Source organism: Methylocapsa sp. S129 (genome assembly GCF_009765995.1).
In the GTDB taxonomy this organism is placed as follows: Bacteria; Pseudomonadota; Alphaproteobacteria; order Rhizobiales; family Beijerinckiaceae; genus Roseiarcus.
Map to the genome: position 1 here is coordinate 275,590 of NZ_LMUI01000060.1, position 24,024 is coordinate 299,613.

Annotated in this window: 24 protein-coding genes; 9 read left to right on the forward strand and 15 right to left on the reverse strand. The window is 64.0% G+C overall.

The features are described from left to right. Positions 1 to 395: 395 nt before the first annotated feature. The 4 genes from GSQ90_RS31630 to GSQ90_RS31645 all read right to left on the reverse strand — a co-directional run bounded on the left by GSQ90_RS31630 (position 396) and on the right by GSQ90_RS31645 (position 4,780). Positions 396 to 1,943: a heme biosynthesis protein HemY gene (locus tag GSQ90_RS31630; protein WP_158818958.1), complete on the reverse strand. Its 1,548-nt coding sequence runs from the start codon at positions 1,941 to 1,943 to the stop codon at positions 396 to 398. Between the two features lie 92 nt (positions 1,944 to 2,035). Further along, a complete protein-coding gene (locus GSQ90_RS31635; protein ID WP_158818959.1) occupies positions 2,036 to 3,367 on the reverse strand; it encodes a COG4223 family protein in 1,332 nt (443 codons plus the stop codon). An 87-nt stretch (positions 3,368 to 3,454) separates the two neighbouring features. Further along, positions 3,455 to 4,054, reverse strand: coding sequence for an NAD(P)H:quinone oxidoreductase (gene wrbA, locus GSQ90_RS31640; RefSeq protein ID WP_158818960.1), 600 nt, complete (start codon positions 4,052 to 4,054; stop codon positions 3,455 to 3,457). Between the two features lie 9 nt (positions 4,055 to 4,063). Beyond that, on the reverse strand, positions 4,064 to 4,780 hold the full coding sequence (locus GSQ90_RS31645) for a uroporphyrinogen-III synthase (RefSeq protein ID WP_158818961.1): 717 nt from the start codon (positions 4,778 to 4,780) through the stop codon (positions 4,064 to 4,066). A 187-nt stretch (positions 4,781 to 4,967) separates the two neighbouring features. On the opposite strand from GSQ90_RS31645, the gene tsaD reads away from it, so the two are divergent. The 4 genes from tsaD to acs all read left to right on the forward strand — a co-directional run bounded on the left by tsaD (position 4,968) and on the right by acs (position 9,604). Next, positions 4,968 to 6,026, forward strand: a complete 1,059-nt coding sequence (gene tsaD, locus GSQ90_RS31650; protein ID WP_158818962.1) for a tRNA (adenosine(37)-N6)-threonylcarbamoyltransferase complex transferase subunit TsaD — start codon at positions 4,968 to 4,970, stop codon at positions 6,024 to 6,026. A gap of 22 nt (positions 6,027 to 6,048) precedes the next feature. Next, positions 6,049 to 7,038 carry an NAD(P)H-dependent glycerol-3-phosphate dehydrogenase gene (locus GSQ90_RS31655; RefSeq protein ID WP_158818963.1) on the forward strand — a complete coding sequence of 330 codons (990 nt, stop codon included), beginning with the start codon at positions 6,049 to 6,051 and terminating at the stop codon, positions 7,036 to 7,038. 59 nt (positions 7,039 to 7,097) lie between these two features. After that, positions 7,098 to 7,511: an EVE domain-containing protein gene (locus tag GSQ90_RS31660; protein WP_158818964.1), complete on the forward strand. Its 414-nt coding sequence runs from the start codon at positions 7,098 to 7,100 to the stop codon at positions 7,509 to 7,511. Positions 7,512 to 7,657: 146 nt separating this feature from the next. Next, entirely contained in the window at positions 7,658 to 9,604 is a 1,947-nt protein-coding gene (gene acs, locus GSQ90_RS31665) for an acetate--CoA ligase (RefSeq protein WP_158818965.1), read from the forward strand. Between the two features lie 16 nt (positions 9,605 to 9,620). Here acs and GSQ90_RS31670 read toward each other — a convergent pair whose 3' ends face one another. From GSQ90_RS31670 to GSQ90_RS31695, 6 genes are all read right to left on the reverse strand, one after another. Further along, positions 9,621 to 10,382 (reverse strand): aspartate/glutamate racemase family protein, encoded by a 762-nt coding sequence (locus tag GSQ90_RS31670; RefSeq protein WP_158818966.1) that lies wholly within the window; start codon positions 10,380 to 10,382, stop codon positions 9,621 to 9,623. A 76-nt stretch (positions 10,383 to 10,458) separates the two neighbouring features. Continuing rightward, complete coding sequence (locus GSQ90_RS31675; RefSeq protein WP_158818967.1) at positions 10,459 to 11,793, reverse strand: amidase; 1,335 nt, start codon at positions 11,791 to 11,793, stop codon at positions 10,459 to 10,461. Positions 11,794 to 11,797: 4 nt separating this feature from the next. Beyond that, positions 11,798 to 12,658, reverse strand: a complete 861-nt coding sequence (locus GSQ90_RS31680; RefSeq protein WP_158818968.1) for an ABC transporter permease — start codon at positions 12,656 to 12,658, stop codon at positions 11,798 to 11,800. Continuing rightward, entirely contained in the window at positions 12,655 to 13,485 is an 831-nt protein-coding gene (locus tag GSQ90_RS31685; protein WP_158818969.1) for an ABC transporter ATP-binding protein, read from the reverse strand. The genes GSQ90_RS31680 and GSQ90_RS31685 overlap by 4 nt, the downstream gene beginning before the upstream one ends. A 9-nt stretch (positions 13,486 to 13,494) precedes the next feature. Next, complete coding sequence (locus GSQ90_RS31690; RefSeq protein WP_158818970.1) at positions 13,495 to 14,349, reverse strand: ABC transporter permease; 855 nt, start codon at positions 14,347 to 14,349, stop codon at positions 13,495 to 13,497. Between the two features lie 29 nt (positions 14,350 to 14,378). Then, entirely contained in the window at positions 14,379 to 15,713 is a 1,335-nt protein-coding gene (locus GSQ90_RS31695) for a hypothetical protein (RefSeq protein WP_158818971.1), read from the reverse strand. 237 nt (positions 15,714 to 15,950) lie between these two features. Between GSQ90_RS31695 and GSQ90_RS31700 the strand changes: the two genes are divergently transcribed. After that, positions 15,951 to 16,739 (forward strand): GntR family transcriptional regulator, encoded by a 789-nt coding sequence (locus tag GSQ90_RS31700; protein WP_158818972.1) that lies wholly within the window; start codon positions 15,951 to 15,953, stop codon positions 16,737 to 16,739. Here GSQ90_RS31700 and mntR read toward each other — a convergent pair. Beyond that, positions 16,736 to 17,206, reverse strand: a complete 471-nt coding sequence (gene mntR / locus GSQ90_RS31705; protein WP_158818973.1) for a manganese-binding transcriptional regulator MntR — start codon at positions 17,204 to 17,206, stop codon at positions 16,736 to 16,738. The two genes, GSQ90_RS31700 and mntR, sit on opposite strands and share 4 nt — an antisense overlap. Before the next feature lie 214 nt (positions 17,207 to 17,420). Between mntR and GSQ90_RS31710 the strand changes: the two genes are divergently transcribed. Together GSQ90_RS31710 and GSQ90_RS31715 are read left to right on the forward strand one after the other, a co-directional pair. Then, positions 17,421 to 18,728, forward strand: a complete 1,308-nt coding sequence (locus tag GSQ90_RS31710; protein ID WP_158819037.1) for an Nramp family divalent metal transporter — start codon at positions 17,421 to 17,423, stop codon at positions 18,726 to 18,728. A gap of 296 nt (positions 18,729 to 19,024) precedes the next feature. Further along, positions 19,025 to 19,378, forward strand: coding sequence for a hypothetical protein (locus GSQ90_RS31715; protein ID WP_158818974.1), 354 nt, complete (start codon positions 19,025 to 19,027; stop codon positions 19,376 to 19,378). 68 nt (positions 19,379 to 19,446) lie between these two features. Here the strand turns inward: GSQ90_RS31715 and GSQ90_RS31720 are convergent, their stop codons facing one another. The 3 genes from GSQ90_RS31720 to GSQ90_RS31730 form a co-directional block, all read right to left on the reverse strand. Then, complete coding sequence (locus GSQ90_RS31720; RefSeq protein WP_158818975.1) at positions 19,447 to 20,076, reverse strand: NAD(P)-dependent oxidoreductase; 630 nt, start codon at positions 20,074 to 20,076, stop codon at positions 19,447 to 19,449. Then, positions 20,073 to 20,615 (reverse strand): cupin domain-containing protein, encoded by a 543-nt coding sequence (locus GSQ90_RS31725; RefSeq protein ID WP_158818976.1) that lies wholly within the window; start codon positions 20,613 to 20,615, stop codon positions 20,073 to 20,075. Before GSQ90_RS31725 ends, GSQ90_RS31720 begins: the two co-directional genes overlap by 4 nt. A 124-nt stretch (positions 20,616 to 20,739) precedes the next feature. Next, positions 20,740 to 21,138 (reverse strand): glyoxalase, encoded by a 399-nt coding sequence (locus tag GSQ90_RS31730; RefSeq protein ID WP_158818977.1) that lies wholly within the window; start codon positions 21,136 to 21,138, stop codon positions 20,740 to 20,742. A gap of 157 nt (positions 21,139 to 21,295) precedes the next feature. Between GSQ90_RS31730 and GSQ90_RS31735 the strand changes: the two genes are divergently transcribed. Further along, positions 21,296 to 21,781, forward strand: coding sequence for a GFA family protein (locus GSQ90_RS31735; RefSeq protein ID WP_158818978.1), 486 nt, complete (start codon positions 21,296 to 21,298; stop codon positions 21,779 to 21,781). Positions 21,782 to 21,807: 26 nt separating this feature from the next. Here GSQ90_RS31735 and GSQ90_RS31740 read toward each other — a convergent pair whose 3' ends face one another. Further along, on the reverse strand, positions 21,808 to 22,560 hold the full coding sequence (locus GSQ90_RS31740; protein WP_158818979.1) for a DUF2865 domain-containing protein: 753 nt from the start codon (positions 22,558 to 22,560) through the stop codon (positions 21,808 to 21,810). A 552-nt stretch (positions 22,561 to 23,112) separates the two neighbouring features. Here GSQ90_RS31740 and GSQ90_RS31745 point away from each other — a divergent pair. After that, positions 23,113 to 23,949, forward strand: coding sequence for a lytic transglycosylase domain-containing protein (locus GSQ90_RS31745; RefSeq protein ID WP_158819038.1), 837 nt, complete (start codon positions 23,113 to 23,115; stop codon positions 23,947 to 23,949). Positions 23,950 to 24,024 lie beyond the last annotated feature (75 nt).

Sequence of the window (24,024 nt, forward strand, 5' to 3'; positions counted from 1 at the left end):
ATCTTCTTGTCTCTATTTCCAAAGCGCGCTTCCATGGAGGAACGGTTTGATCGGCCCGTCCCATTCACCAGAAAGCTTGATCGTCTGGTCAAGGCGCACGGCTCACGCCAATGCCGCCCCGGCGGCGCCGATGGGCGCGCTGCAAGGCGCGTCGCGCCTGTTCCACGCCCCGAAAACGCGATGGGGAAGGCAAAACGGGCTTAACCCATTGATATCGCTCGTTTCGCGGATGGAAATGCGCTTCCGCGCCGGCGAGAATCAAGGACTTAGCGAGGATTTTGTTGGGTCCTTCGAGCGCCCCGGCTATTCCCCGGCTATTCCATCGCCAGTCTCTGCGCCGTTCCGCTCTGGAGGCGATGGCGCGCCTGAGGCCCGGCGACGAAGCGCCTGCCGCTTCATGAAAAAAGCCGGAATCCGCTTCGTTTGGCAGCGGCCGGCGGCGCGCCGGGGTCGTCCGGCGGTTTGGGGGGGATATCGGGAAGCGCGGGGGCGTCGACTTTCGGGCTGACGGGGATCGGCGCGGCGTCGACGACCAACGGCGCCAAAATCGTGGTCGCGATCGCCGGAACCGGCTCGACGATATCCTCCGCCTCCCTGGAGGGCCCGACAAGCGCCGGGGCCGCGGCGACTGGCAAAGGCGCGTCCGGCGCGCTCAGGCGCTCCTCGGGGGTGCGCCAGACGAAGGCGTCGAGCTTGCCGGCCGGCGAGACGGGCGCCCAGAGGTCGCTGACAAAACCGTCGGCGATCCAGGCGCGATCGCGCGGCGCGCGCGCGGCGCGCGCCAGCCATTCGCGCACGGCGCCGGGCGCGCCCTGCGTCTCCTCGAGATCGGCCATCAGCAGGCACGCGCGGACGCTGGGCCGTCCCGACGCGGCCTCCGGATCGAGCAGGGGCGCGACGGCCGCGCGCGCGCTGTCAAAATCGCGCGCCTCGAGCGCGGCGCGCGCGATCGTCAACCGGCTTTCGGGATCATTGGGGGCGAGGCGCGCGAGACCGCGCGCGCGCGTCAGGCGGTCGGCGGCCGAATCGCCGGGCCGCATCCGCAAATAGGCGGCGGCGAGGTCGGGATGCGGCGTCTTTTCGTAGGCCGTCTCGAGGATCCTGGCGGCGCGGCGGTAATCGCCGGCGGCGGCGGTCAGGCGCCCGTTCAGCGCCGCGGCGGGGACGAGGCCCGGCGCCAGACGCGTCGCCTCCTGCGCGAGCGCCAGCGCGGCCTGCGGCTCGCGCTCCGCGCGCTCCTGCGCGATCGCGGTCTTGAGCACCGCCCGCAGGCGATTGGCGGCAGGCTTGTCGATCAGCTTGGCCGCGGCGTTGGTCTCGACCGCCGCCAGCGCGCCCGCCCAATCGCCGCGCGCCGCGCGGTCGTCGAGAACCGCCTGGCCCGCCCAGGGAAGAGCCGCGTGTTTGTGCGCCTGGGCCGCATAATCGAGAGCGGCCTCATGGTCGCCGCGCCGGCGCGCCTCCACATGCAGGCCGCGCAAGCCGAGCGCATGCGTGTGGCTGCCGTCCAGCATGTCCTTGAACGCCAACTCGGCGCCCGCGCGGTCGCCGGCCAGTTGCGCCGCTTGCGCGCGCAAGAGACGCGTCAACGGCTCCGCGCCGATCAGCCGGTGCGCTTCGGCCGCATGGCGGCTCGCCGCGCGCGCATCGCCCGAGCCGACCGCCACCATGCCGCGCGACAAGGCTGCAAAGCCCTTCTCACGGCGGCGCGCCCTTTTGGCCAGCGAGACCAACGAGGGAATGCGGAAAACAAACCGGATGATCCCCCAGAGGAATGCGATGACGATCGCCAGCACAACCACAGCCAACGTCGCATAAAAAAGCGACGTTTCCACGTGATATCGCGGCAAATTGAGCGTAACCAGCCCGGGCTGATCGGCGAACCACGCCAGACCGAGACCAGCCAGACAGAGCAGCGCGAGAAACACCAACAGGCGAACCATATCTTCTCCGCTTACAGATCAGCTTTATGCCGCGCGCCGGCCAATGGGGAAGCAAGCAAAGAGCTCGCCAAAGTCAAAGCCAATCGGACGTTTCAATTCTTCGTCGAGGCGAGCAGCCCCATCGCATCGTCAAGAACGCTCTGCGCCGCCTTGTCGGCGTCAAGCCGGGATTGGGCTGCGCTCGCCCATTCCTGCGAAGCCTGCCGAGCGGATTCGGGCAAGCGCGCCCAGGCCGCGACAGCCGGCGCGATCTCGCCGCGCCCGAGCGCCGCGCGAATCTGCGAAACCAGCGCCGCTGGATCATCGCCCGCGACCTCGCCGACTGGCGTCACGCGCACCACCTTGCTCATATTGGCGAGCAGCCGATCCACCACGCCGCCAGAGCTTTGCGGAGCCGTCGCCGCCAGAATGGCGGGCGCTATCTTTCCGAAATCGATCGCCAGGACGCTCGCCGTCGGCGCGCCTTTTTCGGCCAACGGCTTCAAAATCGCCAGTTTGGCGGGATCGGCGCCCAAATGCTCCAGCGCCGTTTGCTCCAACGCGAAGGGAGCGCCGGCGCCAAGACGATCGATCAAAGCTTGCGCGACCACGGCCAGACCCGCGCCATCGCGGCGCGGGGCGGCGGGTTCGGCGGGGACGCGGTTCTCGCTCTTGGGCGCGGCGAGCGCGCTCTCAAGCTTATCGAGTCTCTGATTGAGCGGCGTAAGATCGACGGGGGGATGATCGAGCGCGCCCAGACCCGCTTCCAGCTTGCCGACGCGGCCTTCGAGCCCGCTGGCGTCCGCGCTTGGCTGAATAGCCGGCGCGGCGGCGCCCGCGGCTCCATTCGCGCTATTGGCGGCTGCGGTCGCCAGCGCGAGCGCCTTGGCCGCATCGTCGCGGGCTGCTTGCGCCGCGGCAAGCGCATCTTTGTTGGTGTCCGCTGCGGCCTTGGCGCTGAGCGCCGCCGATTCCAACGCCGCGATGCGTTGCCCATAGGCGGCCGTCGCGGCTTTGGCGGGCGCGCCGCTCAACGTCGCTTCAAGCGCGCCGACGCGCTTGTCCAGCGCAGCGAGCGCCGGGGGCGGATTTCGCTCGAGATTTTCGAGCCGCGAAACGACATCGGGGTCGGCGGCGGACCGTTGCCCGAGAAACCACAGCCCGGCGGCGGCGACAACGGCGCCGACAATGGCGCCAATCGCCGCCGACAGGATCGGACGCGCTCCGGCGGGCGGCGGTTCAGCAGGCGGCGGTTCGGCGGGCGGCTCCCCGGCAGGCTCCCGATCGACAGCCATCGCCTCAACGACAGGAGGCGCTTCGACGCTCTCCGGCGTCTCAACGGCCTCGCCCTCGATAACGACCGGCGGCTCCGGCCGCCGGTCGCGATTGGGAGTCGCGGCGCCGTCAAGATCGGGGGGCTGGTCCTGGCTCGTCTCGTCCGCCATGCGCTCGTTTCCTTGCTCGCCCCATCCTATAAGGGAGGCGGCAAGGGAAGGAAACCCGCGCCGGACGCGCCCTTTGGACGCGCCGAATCAGGCCGAGAGTTTCGCCGCGATCTGCGCGACATGAGCGCCCTGAAAACGCGCCGCCTCAAGCTCGACCGCCGAAGGCTGACGAGAGCCGTCGGGGCCGGCGATCGTCGAGGCGCCATAGGGCGAGGCGCCCTTGACCTCTTCATGGCCGAATTGCCCGCTGAATGTATAAGGCAGTCCGACATAGATCATGCCGAGATGAAGAATTGTCGGGATGAACGTCAGGATCGTCGATTCCTGGCCGCCATGCTGCGTCGCCGACGACGTGAAAACCGAAGCGACCTTGCCCACAAGCTTGTTCTGGAACCAGAGGCCGCCGGCCTGATCGAGGAAATTGCGCATCTGCGCCGCCATATTGCCAAAGCGTGTCGGCGTCCCGAAGATGATCGCGTCATAATTGGCGAGTTCGTCGATGGTGGCGAGCGGGGCCGCCTGATCGATCTTGAAATGCGAGGATTTCGCAACTTCGGGAGGCACGAGTTCGGGGACGCGCTTGACATCGACCTGCGCCCCGGCGCCGCGCGCGCCTTCGGCCGCCGCATGGGCCATCGTCTCGATATGGCCATAGCTCGAATAATAGAGGACGAGAACTTTCGTCATGATCTGCTCCTAAGAAATTCTGGTCGCTAAGCTCAGCGCATCGATCAGCAGGGATTCCTGTGCGCCAGCCGCGACGACAATCCGCTTTGCGCCGATCGAGCGCAATGGCTCGGCCGCATCCTTCGATATGCAGCCATGCAATGTCGCGCGCAGGCCTTCGCCAAGGCCGGCGCGTTCGGCCAATGCAATGGTCAGTTCAGCGCTGCGGCGCGAATAATGCAACGCCGCAGCGCAGGAGGCGAACGTCTGCGTCTCACTGGCGCTCCATGCGGGCCGCGCCTCGGCGGCATAGACTTCGATGGCGACGACGCCGTGCCCGGCGGCGCAGAGGACTGATTCGATGTCGCTTTTGCGATCGCGCGCGGCCAGGTAAAGAAAGCGCGACGGGCGCGGCCGCGCGGCCAGCAGCGCCGCCAGCGAGCGCGCGTCGGCGGCGATCTCATCGGTCCCGGCGAATCCGGCGGCCAGCGCGGCCGCGGCTGTCCGTTCGCCCGCGACATAGAGCCTGAGCTTGGCCAAACGGTCGCGCGCCTCCGCCGAAAGGAAGGCGAAGGCGTTGGCGCTTGTCGCGATGACGGCGTCGAAATTCTCGTCGGGCGGCTCGGCGCCCGTCGCCACAATTTGCATGACAGGCGCAAAAGCCGGCTCGAACCCCCGCGCGCGCAACAGCGTCGCGCTTCGTTCAGCGGCGGCGATCGGCCGCATCAGGGCGACGCGAAGGCTCAACGCGGGGCCATGACAAGCGGCGCCAGGGGCTGCGATCGCGCGGGCGGCCGCGACAAGTTTTGGATCAGGGGTCGCAATCGCGCTCCAACTGGACTATTCGCCTTAAGATGCAGGGCTGCAATGATTATAGGATGCGACCGCGCGGCGCGAAAGCGAAGCGCCTCGCCATGGAGTTTGCGGAACCAAAATGCGCGTTCTGGGCATAGAGACGACTTGCGACGAAACCGCCGCGGCGGTTGTCAGGCTCCGTCCCGAAGGGGGCGGAGAAATTCTCAGCGACGAGGTGATGAGCCAGATCGCCGCCCATGCCGCCTATGGCGGCGTCGTGCCGGAGATCGCGGCGCGCGCGCATATCGACGCCATCGACCATCTGGTCGCGCGGGCGCTGAAAAGGGCGAAACTTGAGGTCAAGGATCTCGACGGGATCGCCGCGGCGGCCGGCCCCGGCCTCATCGGCGGCGTGCTGGTCGGGCTGATGACGGGCAAAGGCCTCGCTCTGGCGGCGCGCAAACCCTTTGTGGCGGTCAATCATCTGGAGGCTCATGCGCTGACCGCGCGCCTCACCGACAATGTCGCGTTCCCTTATCTGCTGTTGCTCGCCTCGGGCGGACACACCCAGATTCTGGGCGTAAGAGGCGTGGGCGACTTCGACCGGCTCGGGACGACGATGGATGACGCCATAGGCGAAGCGTTCGACAAGACGGCCAAAATGCTCGGCCTGCCCTATCCCGGCGGACCCGCGATAGAAGCGAGCGCGAGGGCGGGCGACCCGACGCGCTTTGCCCTGCCGCGCCCGCTGCTTGGCCGCCCCAACGCGGATTTTTCGCTGTCCGGCCTGAAAACCGCGACGCGCCTCGCCGCCGAGAGCGTTGCGCCGCTGCGGCCGCAAGATATCGCCGATCTCTGCGCGTCTTTCCAGGCGGCCGTCGTCGACGTGATCGAAGACAGGATGCGGGTCGGCCTCAAACTGTTCCAGGAAAGAGCGGGCGCGCCGCACGCCTTGGTGATTGCCGGGGGCGTAGCGGCCAACGGGGCGATTCGCGAGGCGCTCGCGCGTTTCTGCGCCCAAGCGGGCATCAGACTGGTCGCTCCCCCGCAGAATCTATGCACGGACAATGGCGCGATGATCGCTTGGGCGGGAATCGAGCGCCTCCGGCTCGGCCTTAAAGACGATCTTGGCGTCGCGGCCCGCCCACGCTGGCCGCTCGACCCCAAGGTCGAACGATCGCTCAACGGCAAGGCGTGAGGGCCACGGTGGAGGCGGCGTTTTGAATCCCATTTCGACGATTGGCGTCGCCGGCGCCGGCGCATGGGGCGTCGCATTAGCCAATGTCGCGGCGGGCGCCGGGCGGCGCGTGATCCTTTGGGGGCGCGGCGCGGACGCGATGCGGGGCCTCGTTCAAACCCGTCAGAGCGCGCATTTGCCGAGCGCCGCCCTCGCGAGCAGCGTTGTCGTCAGCGCGGACATCGGCGCCCTCGCGCAATGCGAGGCGGCGCTCGTCGTCGTTCCAGCTCAGGCCACGCGCCTTGTCGCCGATCAATTGGCCCGTATCCTGCCAAGCGGCGCGCCGCTGGTGGCATGCGCGAAAGGCATCGAACTTGGCTCCGACCTGTTCATGACGGAGGTTCTCGCGCAGGCGGCGCCGGGCCGCCCCGCCGCGATTCTTTCCGGACCGAGCTTCGCCAGCGACGTCGCCGCCGGCTTGCCCACGGCCGTGACGCTCGCCTGCGCGGACGAGCCGCGGGCGCGCGCGCTCGCGCTGGCCCTGAATAGCCCTAGCTTCCGGCTCTATCACTCGACCGATGTGCGCGGCGTCGAGATCGGCGGCGCCGCGAAGAATGTTCTCGCGATCGCCTGCGGCATCGCTTCCGGCCTCGGACTGGGACCGAGCGCGGGCGCGGCGTTGATCGCGCGCGGTTTTGCGGAACTGTCGCGTTTTGGCGCCGCCTTCGGGGCGCGGCCGCAAACGCTGATGGGTCTGTCGGGTCTTGGCGACCTTGTGCTGACCTGCACATCGCCGCAATCGCGCAATTTTGCATTTGGCGTGGCGTTGGGGCGCGGGAAAAGCGCAGCGGAAGCCTCCGCCGGCAAGCTCGCCGAGGGCGCGACAACCGCCCGCGCGCTGCTGGAAATGGCCCGCGCGCGCGGCGTCGAAATGCCGATCGCCGCCAGCGTGGAGGCGGTGATGAAAGGCGAGCAGGATGTGCGCGCGGCCGTCGGCGCGCTGCTTGCGCGGCCGGCCAGAGCGGAAGACTGAACTTGAACTTTACGGGCGAGCGACGTTCCAATAGCCTGCGCCGCGAACGGGAAACGCCTATGGCTCACTGGCTCTTCAAAAGCGAACCTTCCGCCTGGTCTTTCGCGCAGCAGATTGAAGCAGGCGCCAAGGGCACGACCTGGAACGGCGTGCGCAATCATGCGGCCAAGCTGAATATGATGGCGATGAAGCTCGGCGAACAGGGGTTCTTCTATCATTCCAACGAAGGCAAGGCGGTCGTCGGCATCGTCGAGGTCATCAAGCTCTATCATCCCGATCCCACCGACGAGACGGGCAAATTCGGCATGGTCGACATCCGCGCGGTCCGCGCCCTGCCCCATGAAGTGACGCTTGAGGCCGTCAAGGCTGAAAAGCGCCTCGCCGAAATGGCGCTGGTGAAACTTTCCCGCCTTTCCGTCCAGCCGGTGACGGAGGTGGAGTGGAAGATTGTTTGCAAGATGGGCGGATTGTGAAGGTCGACGAGCGGGTGCTGCGATCGATCCATGGGTTAGACCAAAGGATCATGAGGCGCCGCTTGTCGCAAATCAGCCATCTTTGACATAATAGCTGAAGCAGCGAGCAAGACGCGCACGAAGCGCGACGCCCAGGGAGGTGCAGATTGTCCGGCAAGGTGTATGACGTTCCCGCGCAATGGGAGAAGCGCGCCTGGGTCGACGAGGCGAGTTATCAGGAGCTTTACGCCCGCTCGATCAAGGACCCCGATGGGTTCTGGGGCGAGCAAGGCAAGCGCATCGACTGGTTCAAGCCCTTCGCCAAAGTCAAGCGCACGTCGTTCGACTCCAAGAACGTCTCGATCAAATGGTACGAAGACGGGCTGACCAACGTCGCCCATAATTGCATCGATCGTCATCTGCCCAAGCGCGCGCAACAAACCGCTATTCTGTGGGAAGGCGACGATCCCGCCGAGTCGAGGCGCATCACCTACGCGGAGTTGCACGTCCAGGTCTCGCGCCTCGCCAATGTGTTGCGCGCGCACGACGTCAAAAAAGGCGACCGCGTCACAATCTATATGCCGATGATCCCCGAAGCCGCCTACGCCATGCTGGCTTGCGCGCGGATCGGCGCGATCCATTCCGTCGTGTTCGGCGGTTTTTCACCCGATGCGCTCGCCGGCCGCATTCAAGGCGCGGAATCCGCCGTGGTGATCACGGCGGACGAGGGCCTGCGCGGGGGCCGCAAGGTGCCGCTCAAGGCCAATGTCGATATCGCGGCTGACAAGGCCGGCTGCGTCAAACATGTGCTGGTCGTTAAGCGCACCGGCGACGAGGTCGCCTGGAATCCCGTTCGCGACGTGTGGCTCAACGAGGCGATGGAGCGCGCCTCGGACGATTGCCCGCCCGAACATATGGGCGCCGAAGATCCGCTGTTCATCCTCTACACCTCTGGATCGACCGGCGCGCCCAAGGGCGTCGTGCATACGACCGGCGGCTATCTCGTGTTCGCCTCGATGACCCATCAATATGTCTTCGACTATCACGAAGGCGACATTTACTGGTGCACGGCCGATGTCGGCTGGGTGACAGGGCACAGCTATATCGTCTATGGCCCGCTCGCCAATGGCGCGACGACGCTGATGTTCGAGGGCATTCCCAATTACCCGACGACCAGCCGTTTCTGGGAAGTCGTCGACAAGCACAAGGTCAACATATTTTATACCGCGCCGACCGCCATCCGGGCGTTGATGGGTGGAGGCGAAGCGCCCGTCAGAAAGACCAGCCGCGCCTCTTTGCGTCTGCTCGGCTCGGTCGGCGAGCCGATCAACCCTGAAGCGTGGGAATGGTATCACCGCGTTGTCGGCGACAACCGCTGCCCGATCGTCGACACCTGGTGGCAGACCGAGACCGGCGGCATTCTCATCACGCCACTGCCCGGCGCGACGAAGCTGAAGCCGGGTTCCGCGACGCTACCGTTCTTTGGCGTGCAGCCGCAAATCGTCGACGCTGACGGCGTCGTGCTCAACGGCGCCGCCGAAGGCAATCTTGTCATCGCCGATTCCTGGCCCGGCCAGATGCGCACGGTCTATGGCGACCACGAGCGCTTCGTGCAGACCTATTTCAAGACCTATCCCGGCAAATATTTCACCGGCGACGGCTGCCGGCGCGATGAGGACGGTTATTACTGGATCACCGGCCGCGTCGACGACGTCATCAATGTCTCGGGCCATCGCATGGGCACGGCGGAAGTCGAGAGCGCGCTGGTCGCGCACGCCCAGGTGTCGGAAGCCGCGGTCGTCGGCTATCCCCACGACATCAAGGGCCAGGGGATCTACGCCTATGTCACATTGATGGCGGGCACGGAGCCCACCGAAGCTTTGCGTAAAGAGCTGATCGGCTGGGTGCGCAAGGAAATCGGCCCCATCGCCTCGCCCGACCTCATCCAGTTCGCTCCGGGCTTGCCCAAGACGCGCTCGGGCAAGATCATGCGCCGCATCCTGCGCAAGATCGCCGAAAACGAATATGGCGCGCTCGGCGACACCTCGACTCTCGCCGACCCCGGCGTGGTGACCGACCTGATCGACAACAGGCAGAACAGAGGGAAGAGTTAGATCGCTGCGCGGGGCGCTATGCGCCGCGCCGATCCTCCAATTGCGCGATATAAGCGGACAACGAGGCGGGCAGGCCGACGGAAGTCTTGGCGGCGGGCCGCTTGAACGAGCCGAGGGGCGCCTTGCGGGGCGCCAGCGCGATCAGCGCTTCGGCCTGTTTAACCGCCGCGGCGATGGGATCGATGATCGGCGCGGGAATTCTCTCACGCACTTTCCGCGCAAGCCCGGCGAGCGGTGCACCGGCAAAAATAATCGAGTCGGCGTCCTGAGCCTCGATGGCGCCCTTGGCGAGCGCCACCAGCGCCTCAAGATTCTCATCCTGAACATCGGCGATCGACGTGAAAGACTGGTCGAGACCATAAATTCCGGCGCAGCGCCCAGTCAGGCCGTGCATCTCGACGCAATCGCGATACCAGCCGTTGAAAGCCGTCGAAAGAGCGACAAGAGCAAAGCGCTGGCCGAGCATGCAAGCCGTCAGCATCGCGGCTTCCGATATCCCAATTACCGGTATGTCAAACAATTCGCGCGCACCAAGCAAGCCTGGATCGCCGTAAGCGGCGATAACGACCGCATCGACGCTGCGATGCGCCTCGGCGATCATTTCGAGCACGATCGCGCCGCCGATCTGCGCTTCGGCGCGCGTCGAAATATACGGCAGGCCACGTTTTGCAGTCATGGGAACCAGTTCCGTCCCCGCGGCCGCCACGGATTGGCTAGCCTCAATCATCAAGGCCGTGACCGATTCGGTGGTGTTGGGATTCAAAACCAAAATGCGCAAAGGCGCCTCCGCTTGAATGTTTACCGCTTTCGTGTGGCGTATCGAGAGGACCGAATGGCCATCCTTTGTTGCGGCGCTATGAGGAGCCTTCCCAAGCGCGCTCGAGCCATGCCGCCGCTTTCAGGAGACGCGCATCCTGGCGCGTTCCGGCGACGAGTTGGACGCCGAGCGGCAGGCCCCCGGCGCCTTTCAATAGCGGCAGCGTGATGGCGGGCGCGCCGATCAGCGTCCAGATTGTCGCGAAAATCGGGTCGCCGGTTCCCTCCGAGACAAACGGCGCGACGCCGCAAGCGGCGGGCGTCAGGACGGCGTCATAGGCAGCCGCGAGTGCGTCGAACAAACGCCTCAGCTCTTCACGGGCGGCAAACGCATCGAGCAATTCGACGGCGGAAATGCTTCGCCCATGCTCGATGATGCGCACCAGCACATCCGCCATCAGCGAGCGTGCGCTGGCGAAATCCTCGCGATAAGCACGGGCGATGCCGGAATCCATGATGACGCCCAAAATTTCCACCGCGCTATCGAAGGCGGACGGCAAATCGACAACATCGACCTCAGCATCCAACTGACTCGCGAAGGCCTCGTAAGCGTCGCGCGTCTGCGAATCGGCGCGGCGCCAATATGGACCGCGCACGAAGGCGAAGCGCGGGCGAGGCCCTTTCTGGAGCGCCGCCTCCAGCAATCCGGCCGCCGATGAACCCAAAGTCTGCTCGTCGCCGGTCTCTTCGCCGCCGATCGTCTCGACGACCAGAGCGGCGTCCGCGACGTTGCGCGCGACGATCCCGGGATGGTCGAGAAGAGTCGATTGTTTCAATATTCCGGTGCGGGGCAGCAAGCCGAGACCGGGTTTATAGCCAACAACGCCGCAGAATGACGCCGGCCGGATTATCGAACCGTTCGTCTGCGTCGCGAGCGCGACCGGCGCCATTCCAGCGGCGACGGCGGCGGCCGAACCGCTTGAAGATCCCCCTGGCGTGCGCGCGATATCCAGTGGATTGCGCGTCGGCCCCGCTACATACACCGCATGCTCCGACGTGACCGTCTTGCCGAGGATGATCGCCCCGGCGGATCTGAGCCGAGCGACGATCGTCGCATCGGCTTTGGGCCGTCGCCCCTTATGGATCGGCGTGCCGTATTCGGTCGGCATATCGGCCGTGTCGATGATGTCTTTGACGCCGATCGGCAAGCCATGCAGCGATCCAAGAGTGGCCCCGCTCGCACGGAATTTGTCCGCCCGCGCCGCATCGGACATCGCCTTGTCGCGATCGATCCATGCCCAGGCGCGGACCGCGGATTCGCATGTCTCGATGCGGGCGAGATAGGCGGCCATCACATCGGTCGCGCGCCATGCGCCCGAGCTAAGCCCGCTCGTCAATTCCCTTGCCGAAAGCCGCAACAATTCTCTCGTCATCGAATCACCGGCGTTGCGAAGGAGGAGCCCAGGCGAGCAGACGGGCGGAGAGCCGGCCAATCGCCCAATAGCTGATCGACGTGTAGAGAATGAACAACAAGGCGATGAAAAACATGCGGTCGAGATAGGCGAATTGCTGGGCGTAGACGATGATGAAGCCCAATCCCGACTGGGCGCCCAGATATTCGGCGCCGAGCACGGCGCTCCAGCCCGCGCCCAGACTGAGCAGAATCGTCGAGCGCATTGCGGGGAAAATCGCCGGCAGAATCACAGTCCGGTAGAGCGTCCACCGCGAAGCGCCGAGGGAGCGCGCATTGTCGATGTAGATCTGCGGCACATTGCGCACGGCATTGACCGCGCCGGCGAAGACGATAACCGCGATGCCATAGGCGACAAACAGAACTTCGCCAAGAAAATACGTGCCGAACCAAAGCTGAAACAACGGCACCATCGCCAGAAGCGGCAACGTCCGCAGAAACTGCAGTGGCCAATCGAACAGCCGGCGCGTCCACCGCGACCACGACACTGCGAGCCCCAACAACAAGCCAACCGCGCCGCCCAGCAAGAGGCCGAGCGCCATCCGCCCGATGGTGTCGGCCGAATGCGAGAGAACGGAAAGGAGCGCCGCAAGATAAGATCGTTCGGCGCCGTCGGCGACAGTGGGAACGCCGAGGCCGCCCTGCCAATAGTCTGAAAGCGTCAGGAACGTCTTGGTGAAGAGAATCTGCCAGCCGGCGATCATCGGTTCTCCGGGCTGGGCTTCGACCGTGTAGACCATCGACAGAATCTGCCAGATCACGGCGAGCGCCAGGAACACCGCCACGGAAATCCATCGACCGCGCCGCGCGCGCGTCGTCGCAATCATACCCCAGCCTCATGGCTCGCGGCGATCCTCGAGGCCGCTGACCCCTCTTCGAGGCCGAGATGGGCCAGTAGCTTGCGTTTGATGGCGACCATATCCGGCAGCAACAGGCTATCGACGGTGCGCGGTCGTTCGGCGGTCACCGCGAGATCGTCGACCTGGCGCCCGCTGTGAAAAACCAAAATGCGGTCGGCGAGCGCCAGCGCCTCGTCGACGTCATGCGTAACGAATAGAATGGTGCGGCGCGCGGCGGATCCGCCCTCGTCCCACAAGTTGAGCAGGACGGACTGAAGCTGGCGCCGCGTGACATAGTCGAGCGCGCCGAACGGTTCGTCGAGCAACAAGACGCGGCCGCCATTGGCGAACACCGTGGCGATCGCCACGCGCTTGAGCATGCCGCCAGACAATTCACGCGGCCACGCTCTTTCGACATGCGCAAGGCCGACACGTGCGAGATAGGTGCGCGCGATGTCGCGACGCTGCGCGGCGGCGACGCCTCTGCATTTGAGGCCATATTCGACATTGTCGATGACGCGCATCCAGGGAAACACGCTGTCTTTCTGGAACACCATGCCACGCTCGCGGCCTGGGCCCGAGATTTCCTTTCCCGCGACAGCGATGCCGCCGTCGGAGGGTTCGAGCAGACCGGCCACCATCTGCAGCAGCGTGCTCTTGCCGCAGCCGGACGGACCGACAAGACAGACGAACTCCCCCTCCTCGACAACGACGGAGACATCCTGAACGGCTTTAACCGTTTGGCCATCCGCGCGTTTGAACGATCGATTGACATGAACGAGTTCAATCATGCGAGAATCGACGCGAGTGTTCATGCCATACCTCTAACGCGCCGAGGCGCTCCAACTCGCGGCGCGCGAGACCGCCAAAGCGGCGAGCGCGTCGACAATGATCGCCGTTAGCCCGAGCGCGAGCAGCGTCGCCATAATGCCCTGCGGGTCCGTGGCGCCGGCAAGCGCTTCGAGCACTTTGCCGACGCCCGATTGCGAGCCGAGCAATTCCGCGATCGCCTCAAGGCCCCAGGCGCCCGCCAACGCGATTCTGAGGCCGCCGAGGATTTCTGGAACCGTCGCGGGCACGAGAATGTCGCGCACCATCTGGCGTGGCGTGGCGCCAAGCGTGCGCGCGGATTCTTCGTAAACAGGATCGAGATTGGTCGCGGCGCGTTGCGCGAACACATAAAGGATAACCGCGACATAAAAGACGACGAGGCAGACGGCGCTCGCGCGCCCAACGCCGAACCAGATCAAAAGAAATGGCGCGGCGACGAGGATAGGCACCGTGCCCGCCGTCATCATGATGGGGTCGACGATGGCGCGCATCAGGCCGAAGCGGGCGGAAAGCAGGCCGGTCAAAATGCCAATGACCGATCCTGCAATCACCGCGACGGCGACATTCTCAGCGGTGTAGATGAGGTTGCCATAGAGATTGGCCTCGCTGACCCCGTAATACGAAAGCGCCGGCGCAGACAGGAAATCAGCAAACAGGCGCTCCACGACCCCGAGCGGCGTCGGCAGGATGATCGCGGGCAAGCGGAGCGTCAGCGATTGCCAGATAGCGACGAAGAGGATCACGCCGGCGATCTGGAAGGGATCAAGGGCCGCCAGCATGGTTTTCAGCCGGGAAAAGAGCGAACCCGATAGGTCGGACTGCGTCTTTGATCGAGCGGTCAAACTCATCCGATTGCGCCTCTCACGAACGTCACTATTTACTGCGAAGCCGCGAGCGCCAGGCGATAGGCGTCGAGGAAGTCATAGTCGGCGTAGAACGTTTTCGCCTTGTCGGCCAAAGCCTGCTTGTCCGAAGCAAGCGTCATGCCTTTGAGCTTGGCCATCAGATCATCGGTCTTCGCCCGGTAATCGACAAGCTGCTTCCAGATCGGGCCGCCCCAGACGACATCGTCCGGCGTGACCTTGCCGGCCGGGATGATGCCGTGCGCTTCAAAGTCCTTGATGATCGCGCTCCAGACATTGGCGTAATAAACCGTGCTGTCCTTGTCGTCGTAATATTGCTTGTCGGCGTCGAACGTCGTGAAGGGATGCAGGATGTTGACGGTGCTCTCAACGCCCTTGCCGTCGAGACTCGTTCCGGCGAACGAGTTCAGATAAGGAGCCTGAAGCTCATAAAGCGAGGGGTCGGCTTTGGTCGCGTCGATGATCCGCCAGACAACCGACATGAAGCGCAGAACCGTGTTCTGATGGGCGTTGACATAGTCGGAATTGGCGCCGAGACCGACGATGCCGATCAGCGGCTCGATCGGCGATTCAACGCCGCCGGGGCCGTATTTGATGAGATCGCCGATGTCGACGAGATTGGTCCAACCGTCCTGACGCAGGGTGTAGACGATCGGCGCGCCCTCTGGATTGACGAAATCCTCACGGCCCGCCTTGGCGAGCACCAGCGATTTTGCGTCGTCCACGACCTCGAGCTTGAAATCAGCGCCGGAGGTCTTGTTGATATATTCCTCAAAGGCGCGATCGCTGAGCTGCGGCGCCCCGACCAGCGTCTTGCCCTTCATCGGCGCGAGCGTCGCTTTCAGCGCCGCATCGAAACTCAGGCCGTCGGCGATATATTCCTTGAACGTCTTCAGTTTGAGCTTGGGATTGGCGAGGATCGCATTAGCGAGGAAATTATCGGTGAAGCCGATGCATTTGAGCTTGTTCGCGTCCTTGTATGTCGGCAGCATCAGCGGACAGAATTCGGAGATCAAATCGAGTTGCCCGTTGAGCAGGAGCGTCGTCACGTTCGAGTCATTAGCCTTCAACCCATAGGGCGCCGGATCGAAGCTGATGCCGACGTCGGAGAACCAGCCCTTCTTCATGCCGATGATGTAGAATGTATTGTCGGCATAGGGCCGCATGCCGAACTTGATCGTCGCCGCCGGAATTTCGACCCCGGCCTCGGGAGCGGCGGGAACGAACCGGTCTTCAGCCGATGCGGCGTGCGGCGGGGCCAGCGCCGCCAGACCGATCAGGCCGGCAGCGAGAACCGAAGCGCCTCGCCGTTCAATGGGCTCAGCAATTCTCTGGAAGAATGTTTTCATTGCAGTCTCCTGGTTGTCAGGCCCATTGGCGGCCCTCAGATGCTTGCTTTCAGGAACCCGCTGACCGATGCGCACCCAGGCGGCGGGGGACGAGACGCTGCGCCAAACGCAGCCATGGCTTAGACGGCAACCCCTTGCATCCACCGTGCCAACGATAGCGTTGATATTAGTAGATTGATATTATAAGAGTTTTCCGATAGCGATCATAAGAATGCATGCAAAAACTGTAATTTCTGCATGCAAAAATATCAGAAACTGTTCAACTTGCTCAACATCTGGGCACAAGAGCTGACGCATAAGATGACGACTGAAAACATCTTGAAACGGCGGCCGCCGACCGAAAGGCCAGCGCCCAATGTGGAGAAGCGGCCGGCGCGGCAACGCCCGTTACATGAAGCGGCGGTGGATCGTCTGCGCGACATGATCATCGAAGGCGATCTTGCGGTGGGCGAAAGGTTGCATGAATTCAATCTGGCCGAAGCGCTCAACGTGTCGCGGACGCCTGTGCGCGAGGCCGTCAAGCTGCTTGCGACGGAGGGATTGGTGGAGCTTCTGCCAGGCCGCGGCGCCCGCGTCGCGGCGCTGTCCGCCAAAACGATCAGCGAGCTTCTTGAGGTGATCGGCGGCATCGAACGCCACGCTTGCGAACTCGCGGCCGAGCGCATGACGTCGCGCGAACTCGCCAGGCTCCAGCGCATGCATGAGCGCATGGCGCTCCATCATCAGGCTGGCAATCTCCATGAATATTTCAAGCTCAATAACGAGATCCACGTCGCCATCGTCGCTGCCGCCAAGAACGCCATTCTGGAGGCGACCCACGCCTCGCTGATACTCAAGGCAAGGCGCGGCCGTCACGCGGCTTTGGCCTCACAGGCGCGTTGGACCGAGGCGATGGCTGAACACGATCTCCTGATGAAAGCCTTTGCCGAACGCGACGGCCGCAAGGCGGGCGAGATCATGTTCCAGCATGACCTGCGCACCGGCGAAGTGGTCCGGCAGATGCTGAAAGCTTCGGAGGGTCATTAGCGCTGTCCGCGCCCATGCAGGAACGCTTCGAAGGCGCGCAGCGTCGCGTCCGACACGTAATGTTCGATGCCCTCGGCGTCGGCCTCCGCCGCCTCGCGCGGCGCTCCGACGGCGATCAGGAGATCAACGACGAGCCGATGGCGCTGACGCACGCTATTGGCCATAGCGAGGCCCGCTTCGGTCAGAAATATCCCGCGATAGGGGCGCGCCGTCGCGAGCCCTTCGCGCTTCAGCCGCGCAATGGTCTTGCTGGCGGTCGGATGGGCGACGCCAAGCCGGCGCGCGATGTCGGTGGTACGCGCTTCGCCATTGGCGGCGATCAGGTCGGCGATCAGTTCGGTATAGTCTTCAAGCATCGAGGCCGAGCGCGCTGAACGCGCCTTGCTGAAGCGGTCGGCCTGCACGGGCTCGGTCGCCAGTTCCGTGCTGGCGGATGCCGAACTCTTGCTGCGCTTTTTCGTAACCAAACCGCCCCCGCTCGCGACCCGCCGCAACGTTATGCCTTCGGCCGCCGTGACAATATGTGATCGCGCTTCTTGATATGCAGCCTTGGCTGCAAAATGCAACTGCGGTTTTGCCGGACGACGGCGTCCAGCCCTGGCGCAGTTTCACAGCCTATTGACTATGGTGTAGCAATGGCTACATTGTGCAGGAGAGACGTTAAGGAGCCTGAGGATGACGATGAGCGAGGTCATGGCGCGAACGGGGATTACGGATCGCACCGTCGAGGGCATTCGCGATGTGCTGGCGGGCAAGGCGCGTCGGTTCAGCCCGCTGCTGTTCGCCGGGCCGGCGGTGATCGCCTCGATCGCCTATATGGACCCCGGCAATTTCGCCACCAATATCCAGGCGGGTTCGAAATACGGCTATGCGCTGCTCTGGGTCGTGCTCGCCGCCAATATCATCGCCATGCTGTTCCAGGCTTTGTCAGCCAAGCTCGGCATCGTTACGGGGCGCAACCTCGCCGAACTCTGCCGCGAACATTTTCCCAAGCCCGTCGTCTACGCCTTGTGGATCGTCAGCGAAGTGGCGGCGATGGCGACCGATCTTGCCGAATTCCTCGGCGGCGCCATCGGCCTTTCCCTGTTGCTGCACATCCCGTTGATCCTCGGCATGGCGGTCACGGCGGTGCTGACCTATGCGATCCTAATGTTCGATCGACGCGGCTTTCGCCCGATGGAGATCATCATTGGCAGTCTCGTCGGCGTGATTGCGATTTGCTATCTCCTCGAAATGTTTGTCGCACCGATCGATTGGGGCGCGGCCACATTCCATACGTTCGCGCCGCAACTGCCTGACGCCGGCGCCCTGACGATCGCGGTCGGCATCGTCGGCGCGACGATCATGCCGCATGCGATCTTCCTGCATTCCGGCCTGACGCAGGCGCGCGCGCCGGCGCGCGACGACGGCGAGCGACGCAAACTCGTGCGCTTTTCCAACATCGAAGTGGTCATCGCGCTCGGCGTCGCGGGCCTCGTCAATATGGCCATGCTGCTGATGGCGGCGAGCGCCTTTCACGAGGGTCATAGCGACGTCGCCGAAATCGAGACCGCCTATGCGACGCTGACGCCGCTGCTCGGCGCGGGCGCGGCAGGCGTGTTCATGGTCTCGCTGCTGGCCTCGGGCCTGTCGAGTTCGGCGGTCGGCACGATGGCGGGGCAAATGATCATGCAGGGCTTTGTCGGCTTCCGCATTCCGATCATCATTCGCCGTCTCGTCACGATGATCCCCGCTTTCATCGTCGTCGCGCTCGGCGTTAATTCGACCAGTGCGCTGGTCGTCAGCCAAGTGATCCTCAGCCTCGCCCTGCCCGCGCCCGTCATCGCTTTGCTGATGTTCACGCGCCGCAAAGACATCATGGGCGCTTTCGCCAACAGCCGCCTGACCAATGTCGCCGCGATCCTCGGAACGCTGCTCATTCTTGTGCTGAACACAATCCTACTGCTGCAGGCTTTCGGCGTGGACATTCCGGGGCTGCCGAGTAGCTGAGGCCAAAGCTCTCACCGGGCGACTCTTCGGTTGCGCTGATTTTACGAACCACGTACCTCATGGCCGAATTTGGCCCGGCTATGACGAAGACGAGACTGCCAGCGGCAGATGACGCTCATCATCATGGCGGGCGGAGCGCCGCTATTGCACGCCGACGAAGACCCTGAAATCGCGCGTCAAATAAGAATGACGGTCGCGGTGCGGAGCCTTTTCGACCGCTTCGCGTTATTGAGCCGCGACTTCCAATCCGTCGCACTTCACCCATCGCCATTGAGGCGCAAACGGAAGGAAAAGTCATGTCTATACGTCAATTATTGAGCTACTCGGCCGCCACCGTCGTCGGCGCCGGGGCAATATTGGCCTCCGTAGCCAGCACCCAGGCGACGATGCTGCCAGTTACGCATTACGCCGCGTCCAACGTTCAACGTGTCGACTGCGCGGTCGGCGCGCATATCGGGCCGCTCGGCGCGTGCGTTATCGGCACCGATAACCCGCCGCCTGTCGTGGTTCAACATGACCAGGCCCCCGTCGTGATCGAACGGCGCGCCGCCGACGCCCCGCCGCCCGACGCGAACGGCTGTGCGTCCAAGTCCGTCACCAGGACGGACGGAATGGGCAACAGCGAAACCAAGACCAAGACCGATTGCTGATATTCGGGCATCCACGGTCTCAGCCGCTCGCGGATAGCCGCGAGCGGCGAGTGGCGCATCGGCAAAACTCACCAGGCGATGAGGGGCGCGCGGCGGAGCCATGTATCGTCGGTCAGTTGCTGAACGACGAATTTGGCGACATCCGCCCGCGCGATGCTCCCGCCATGGATATCTGAGAGATCGGTTTGCGCGCGCACCGAGCCTTTGGCGGGCTTATCGTTCAAAACCACGGGCCGCACCAGCACCCAGTCGAGATCGCTGGCGCGCACGACAGCCTCCTGGCGATCCTTGTCCGCATAGACCTTGCGAAGGAACAGCGGCATGACCAACATGTCGAAAGCCAGGCCGCCGTGTCCGCGGCTGTCGCCGGCGCCCAGGCCCGTGATGCAGACGAGACGGCGGACTTTGCCGCCATCCATCGCCCGCACAAGCGCACGCGTCGCGGTTGAAAGAAGCGTGACTTCCTTGAACGGACTCACCGGCGTGCCCAGAGAGCTGATCACAGCGTCGCAGCCGACAAGGGCGCGCGACAGAACCGCTTCGTCGCGCGCGTCGCCCTCGACGAGTTCGGCGCCGGCCAGTCCCTCCGCCTTCGCTTTCGAGCGCACCAGCGCCACGACGGAATGACCCTGCGCCGTCGCTTCGCGCAGGATTTCACGGCCTGTGCCACCCGTCGCGCCCAGAACCAGGACCTTCATACCAGAAACTCCGTACGATATTGGGCGGCGAGCGCCTTTGCGCGTTCGCGGCGCTCGGTCAGCTCAGCCGGGTTGAGTTTTGGCGGTCGCGCCGCGCGGCTAGCGATAGGATCGCCGACGGCCATGAAATATTCCTCCTGGCCCGGCGGCGCGCATAGGCACAGAAGATGCGCGGGCTTGTCCGATTTGTTCTTGAACGCGTGCGGCGCATTGGCGGGGATGTTCACAGTGACGCCGGCGCCCGCCTTGTGAGTCTCGCCACGGAAAGTCAGCTCGATCTCGCCTTCGAGGATCGTGAACATCTCCTCAAAATCGTGACGGTGCGGTGGCGGTCCGCCGCCAGGCGGCACAAGCATGTCGATCAGGCAATAGCGGCCGCCCGTCTCAGCGCCCGTCAACAGGATCGTATAGGCGCCGCCCGCCAGCGAGATGTGGCGCATGTTCGGATCGTCAAGATCGGAAACCGCGAGTCGGCGATGGGGATCGTCGGCGGGGATCTCATTTGTGGAAGGGGCGGCGCCGGGGGCGATATCGGTCATCAATATTCCTTCATGATGAGGAACGTAGGGCCACGCTCGAAGCCTGGCGGCCGCAGTTTGAAGGCGTTAGGCGCATCCCGCAATCTTCATGGCGACCGATGAGTCGCTTCCTGGCGCAATCGGCTCACCGGATCGGCTTCGAAGGGGTTTCGGCGAAATGCCAGAGCACCCCTGAGGGATCAGACACATAGGCGACATTCAGCCCCCAGCTCTCCAACTTCGGGGGGCTGGGCGCCTGGACGTCAAAATGTGACGAAAGATCGAGCTCTTTTATGTGCCACCACCATCTTTGAAGGTCGTCGACCAGGACATGCATCATGAAATTCGCGGCCCATTGTTCAACATAATAGTTTTGCAACAAGAACGCATGTTGCTCCAAGCGAATCTCGGCGAGGCCTTCGCCAAGGGGATGCACTTCGAAACCAAGCGCCGAATAGAATTTCTGGCTGACGGAAAAGTCTCTGGCCGGCACGAAAGGACGAAGCTGTCTCACAGTTAGACCCGGGGCTTCGCCAGCGATCATTTCCTCATCCTCCATGGGCGAAAAAACATGGAGTGTCCCGACAAGCGAGGCGGAAATGGGGCGGCGCTTCGCTTTGCTTCGGTTGGCCGAAACCGAATTGCGGGCCCATTCCGCGCGCGTTAAGCTTGATACCGTTTTGGCTAATGTGGCGCCCTCGATGAACAAACGAGAACCCGAACGATCCGGCTGCGTCGCCGGCCAATGCCTGTGCGGCGCGGTCCATATCGAGATTGGCTTTCCCGCACGCTGGGCTTGGCACGATCACACGCGCGCCAGCCGGATCGCGCATGGCGCGGCTTACGCTACTTATGTCGGGAGCTGGCGCAAGCGTTTCCGCGTCACCGAAGGCGAGGACGAGATCGCGCGCCACGAAGACAAGGCGACGCGCACGGCGCGCAGCTTTTGCCGCCGCTGCGGCACGCCGCTGTTCTACGAGCGCGCGCATTCGCCGCATATGGTCAATGTTCCACGCGCGCTGTTCGATCAACGAACCGGCCGCGAGCCGCGCTATCATGTGGGGATCGACGAGCTGCGCGACTGGACCTATGCGGGCGAGCCGCTCGCGCCGCTCAAGGGTTTTCCGGGAATCGTCTGGGAGCGTCCGACGCGCAAGAAGCATCGCCAGAGAGCCGCGATGTTCTGAAGCGGGGCGCCACACGCCGCGCGCGTTTACTGCGCCAATTTTTCCGGCCGCAATGGTTTCGACGCCAGCCTCGATCCATTTCTGCCAATCGGTGGATTCGTTGCGCTCGCGCGTTCGATCGCCAGCAGGGCGGCGCGATTGTCGCCCGGCATCGGCGCTTGCATCAGGGCGACAAAATCCTCGCGCGCGAAGGGCAAATGTTTCTGTCCCTGAAACACCACGAAGCCTTTTGGCGTCATGACGGAATCGCCTTTGCGCAGCGTCAGGTCGTGCAGCAGGGAGCGGCTGTAGCCTTGGGCGATCGAGCGATGGCACGTGCAAGTGTTATCCAAAATCGTTCGGTTGCGGAGCGCAACGGGCAGCGCGGTATAAGGAGCGCCGGTCGTGGAGACCGCGTCTTCGATCCTGTCTGAACCGGTGGGCTCAATATAAAGGGCGGTCGGCGCGTCCGGACAGGTCTCCTCGCAGCTCGCCTCATGGCCGGCCAAATCTGCGCTGCTGGAAACGGGAGCGATGGGGAAGAATGCGCCGTCGCAAAGCCTGACGCAGACGGAGCGGCCCGACATCAGAGTGGCGCCCGCCACCATAGTTTTGCTTTTGTGCGCCGGCGATATGTCCAGCGCCGCCGCCGGGCTCGAAGCAGTCGCGGAAGGCGCGGAGCCGCCAGAATTGGTCAGGAATTCGACGGCAGAATTGGTCGCCGGGCCGCGAGCCGCCGCGCCCTTGCCGCCGGGCTGAACGACCGCCCATCCAGCCGCCGCGAGGGCCGCGCCAACCATGAATGCGGCCAGCGTTCGGCGGTGGCGGCGACGCGAGGGGGGGTGAATCGCGGCATATCGGGACGGAATCTTTGAGGAATGATCGATCAAAGCAGCCTCCCGACGTAAGAAACGCAACAGAATTGAGACTTACGGTCCGCTTTCACCCAACAAATTATCCGTCCTGCGCGAGATCGCACAATCAAAGAAACGTTATTTGGTTACCCGACTCGCGAAACTTTGAGCGTCATTTAAAGCGCAAACCTTGGCGAAGATTATGCTTTGAATTTGCAACAGATTTATGCAGCGGGAAAATAAGGTTAAACGCGCCGGTCGAACTTGTTGAAAATGCCTTGAATTGCGCATACTGGCGGAGCATTCAATCGATCGAATGCGGAACGGGACAGTCGGCGATCCCCACCTTCGGGGTCACTTGCGCATGCACGGGTCAAGGTTCGGCCCTGTTTCGCCAGTATCGCTTTGTCTCATTGACTTTGGCGAAGCCAGCGTCCCCTTTTGTGGGGAGATGCTCCAGGGAGTGCAAAGCCGATGGTTCTTGCTCGCTTTATGAAAATGACGCCGCTGAGAACCGCGGCGCTCGCCGGCGCGGCGGCGATAATGCTTGGCGGCGCGCCGGCGCGCGCCGCGCAATGTGGCGACAATGGCGACGGGTTCGATGCCTGGCTCGCCTCGTTCAAGCAGGAGGCGAGAAGCCAGGGCATTTCCCCATCGGCGATCGAATCCGCGCTCGCCGACGTCTCCTACGACGAATCGGTTATTTCGCATGATCGCGGCCAAAGGGCCTTCCATCAGAGTCTCGAGCAGTTCTCCGCGCGAAGGGTGACTGCCTATAGCGTCAAGAAGGGCAAGAGCCTGCTACAGCGCTACGCCGGCCCGCTGCATCGGATAGAACAGCGCTATGGCGTGCCAGGATCCGTGCTGGTGGCGATTTGGGGGTTGGAGACGAGTTTTGGCGCCGGCTCCGGCAACTTCCAGAGCTTCAGCGCGCTCGCCACGCTAGCCTATGATTGCCGCAGGTCGGAGCGCTTTCATGCGGAATTGCTGGATGCGCTGAGAATCGTGCAACGCGGCGATCTACAGCCTTCGGAAATGCGCGGCGCCTGGGCCGGCGAAATCGGCCAGACCCAATTCATGCCCTCGTCCTACTTGAAATACGCCGTCGGCATTGATGGCGGCGCCGGCGATCTGATCAACAATCCCGCCGACGCTCTCGCTTCGACCGCCAATTTCCTGCACGCTAACGGCTGGCGCGGCGGCGCCGGCTGGGACGAGGGTCAGCCGAATTTCGCCGCCCTGCTGGAATGGAACAAGGCGCCGGTCTACGCCAAGACCATCGCGCTTTTCGCCGACAGGTTGGCGGCCGCGGCAGGGAACGATAACGACCAATAGGCCAGGAGACGCAGGTCGGGATTTGGGAGCGACAGGGCGCCAAATTGGCGCGCTGATCGGTGTCGCTGGCAATGC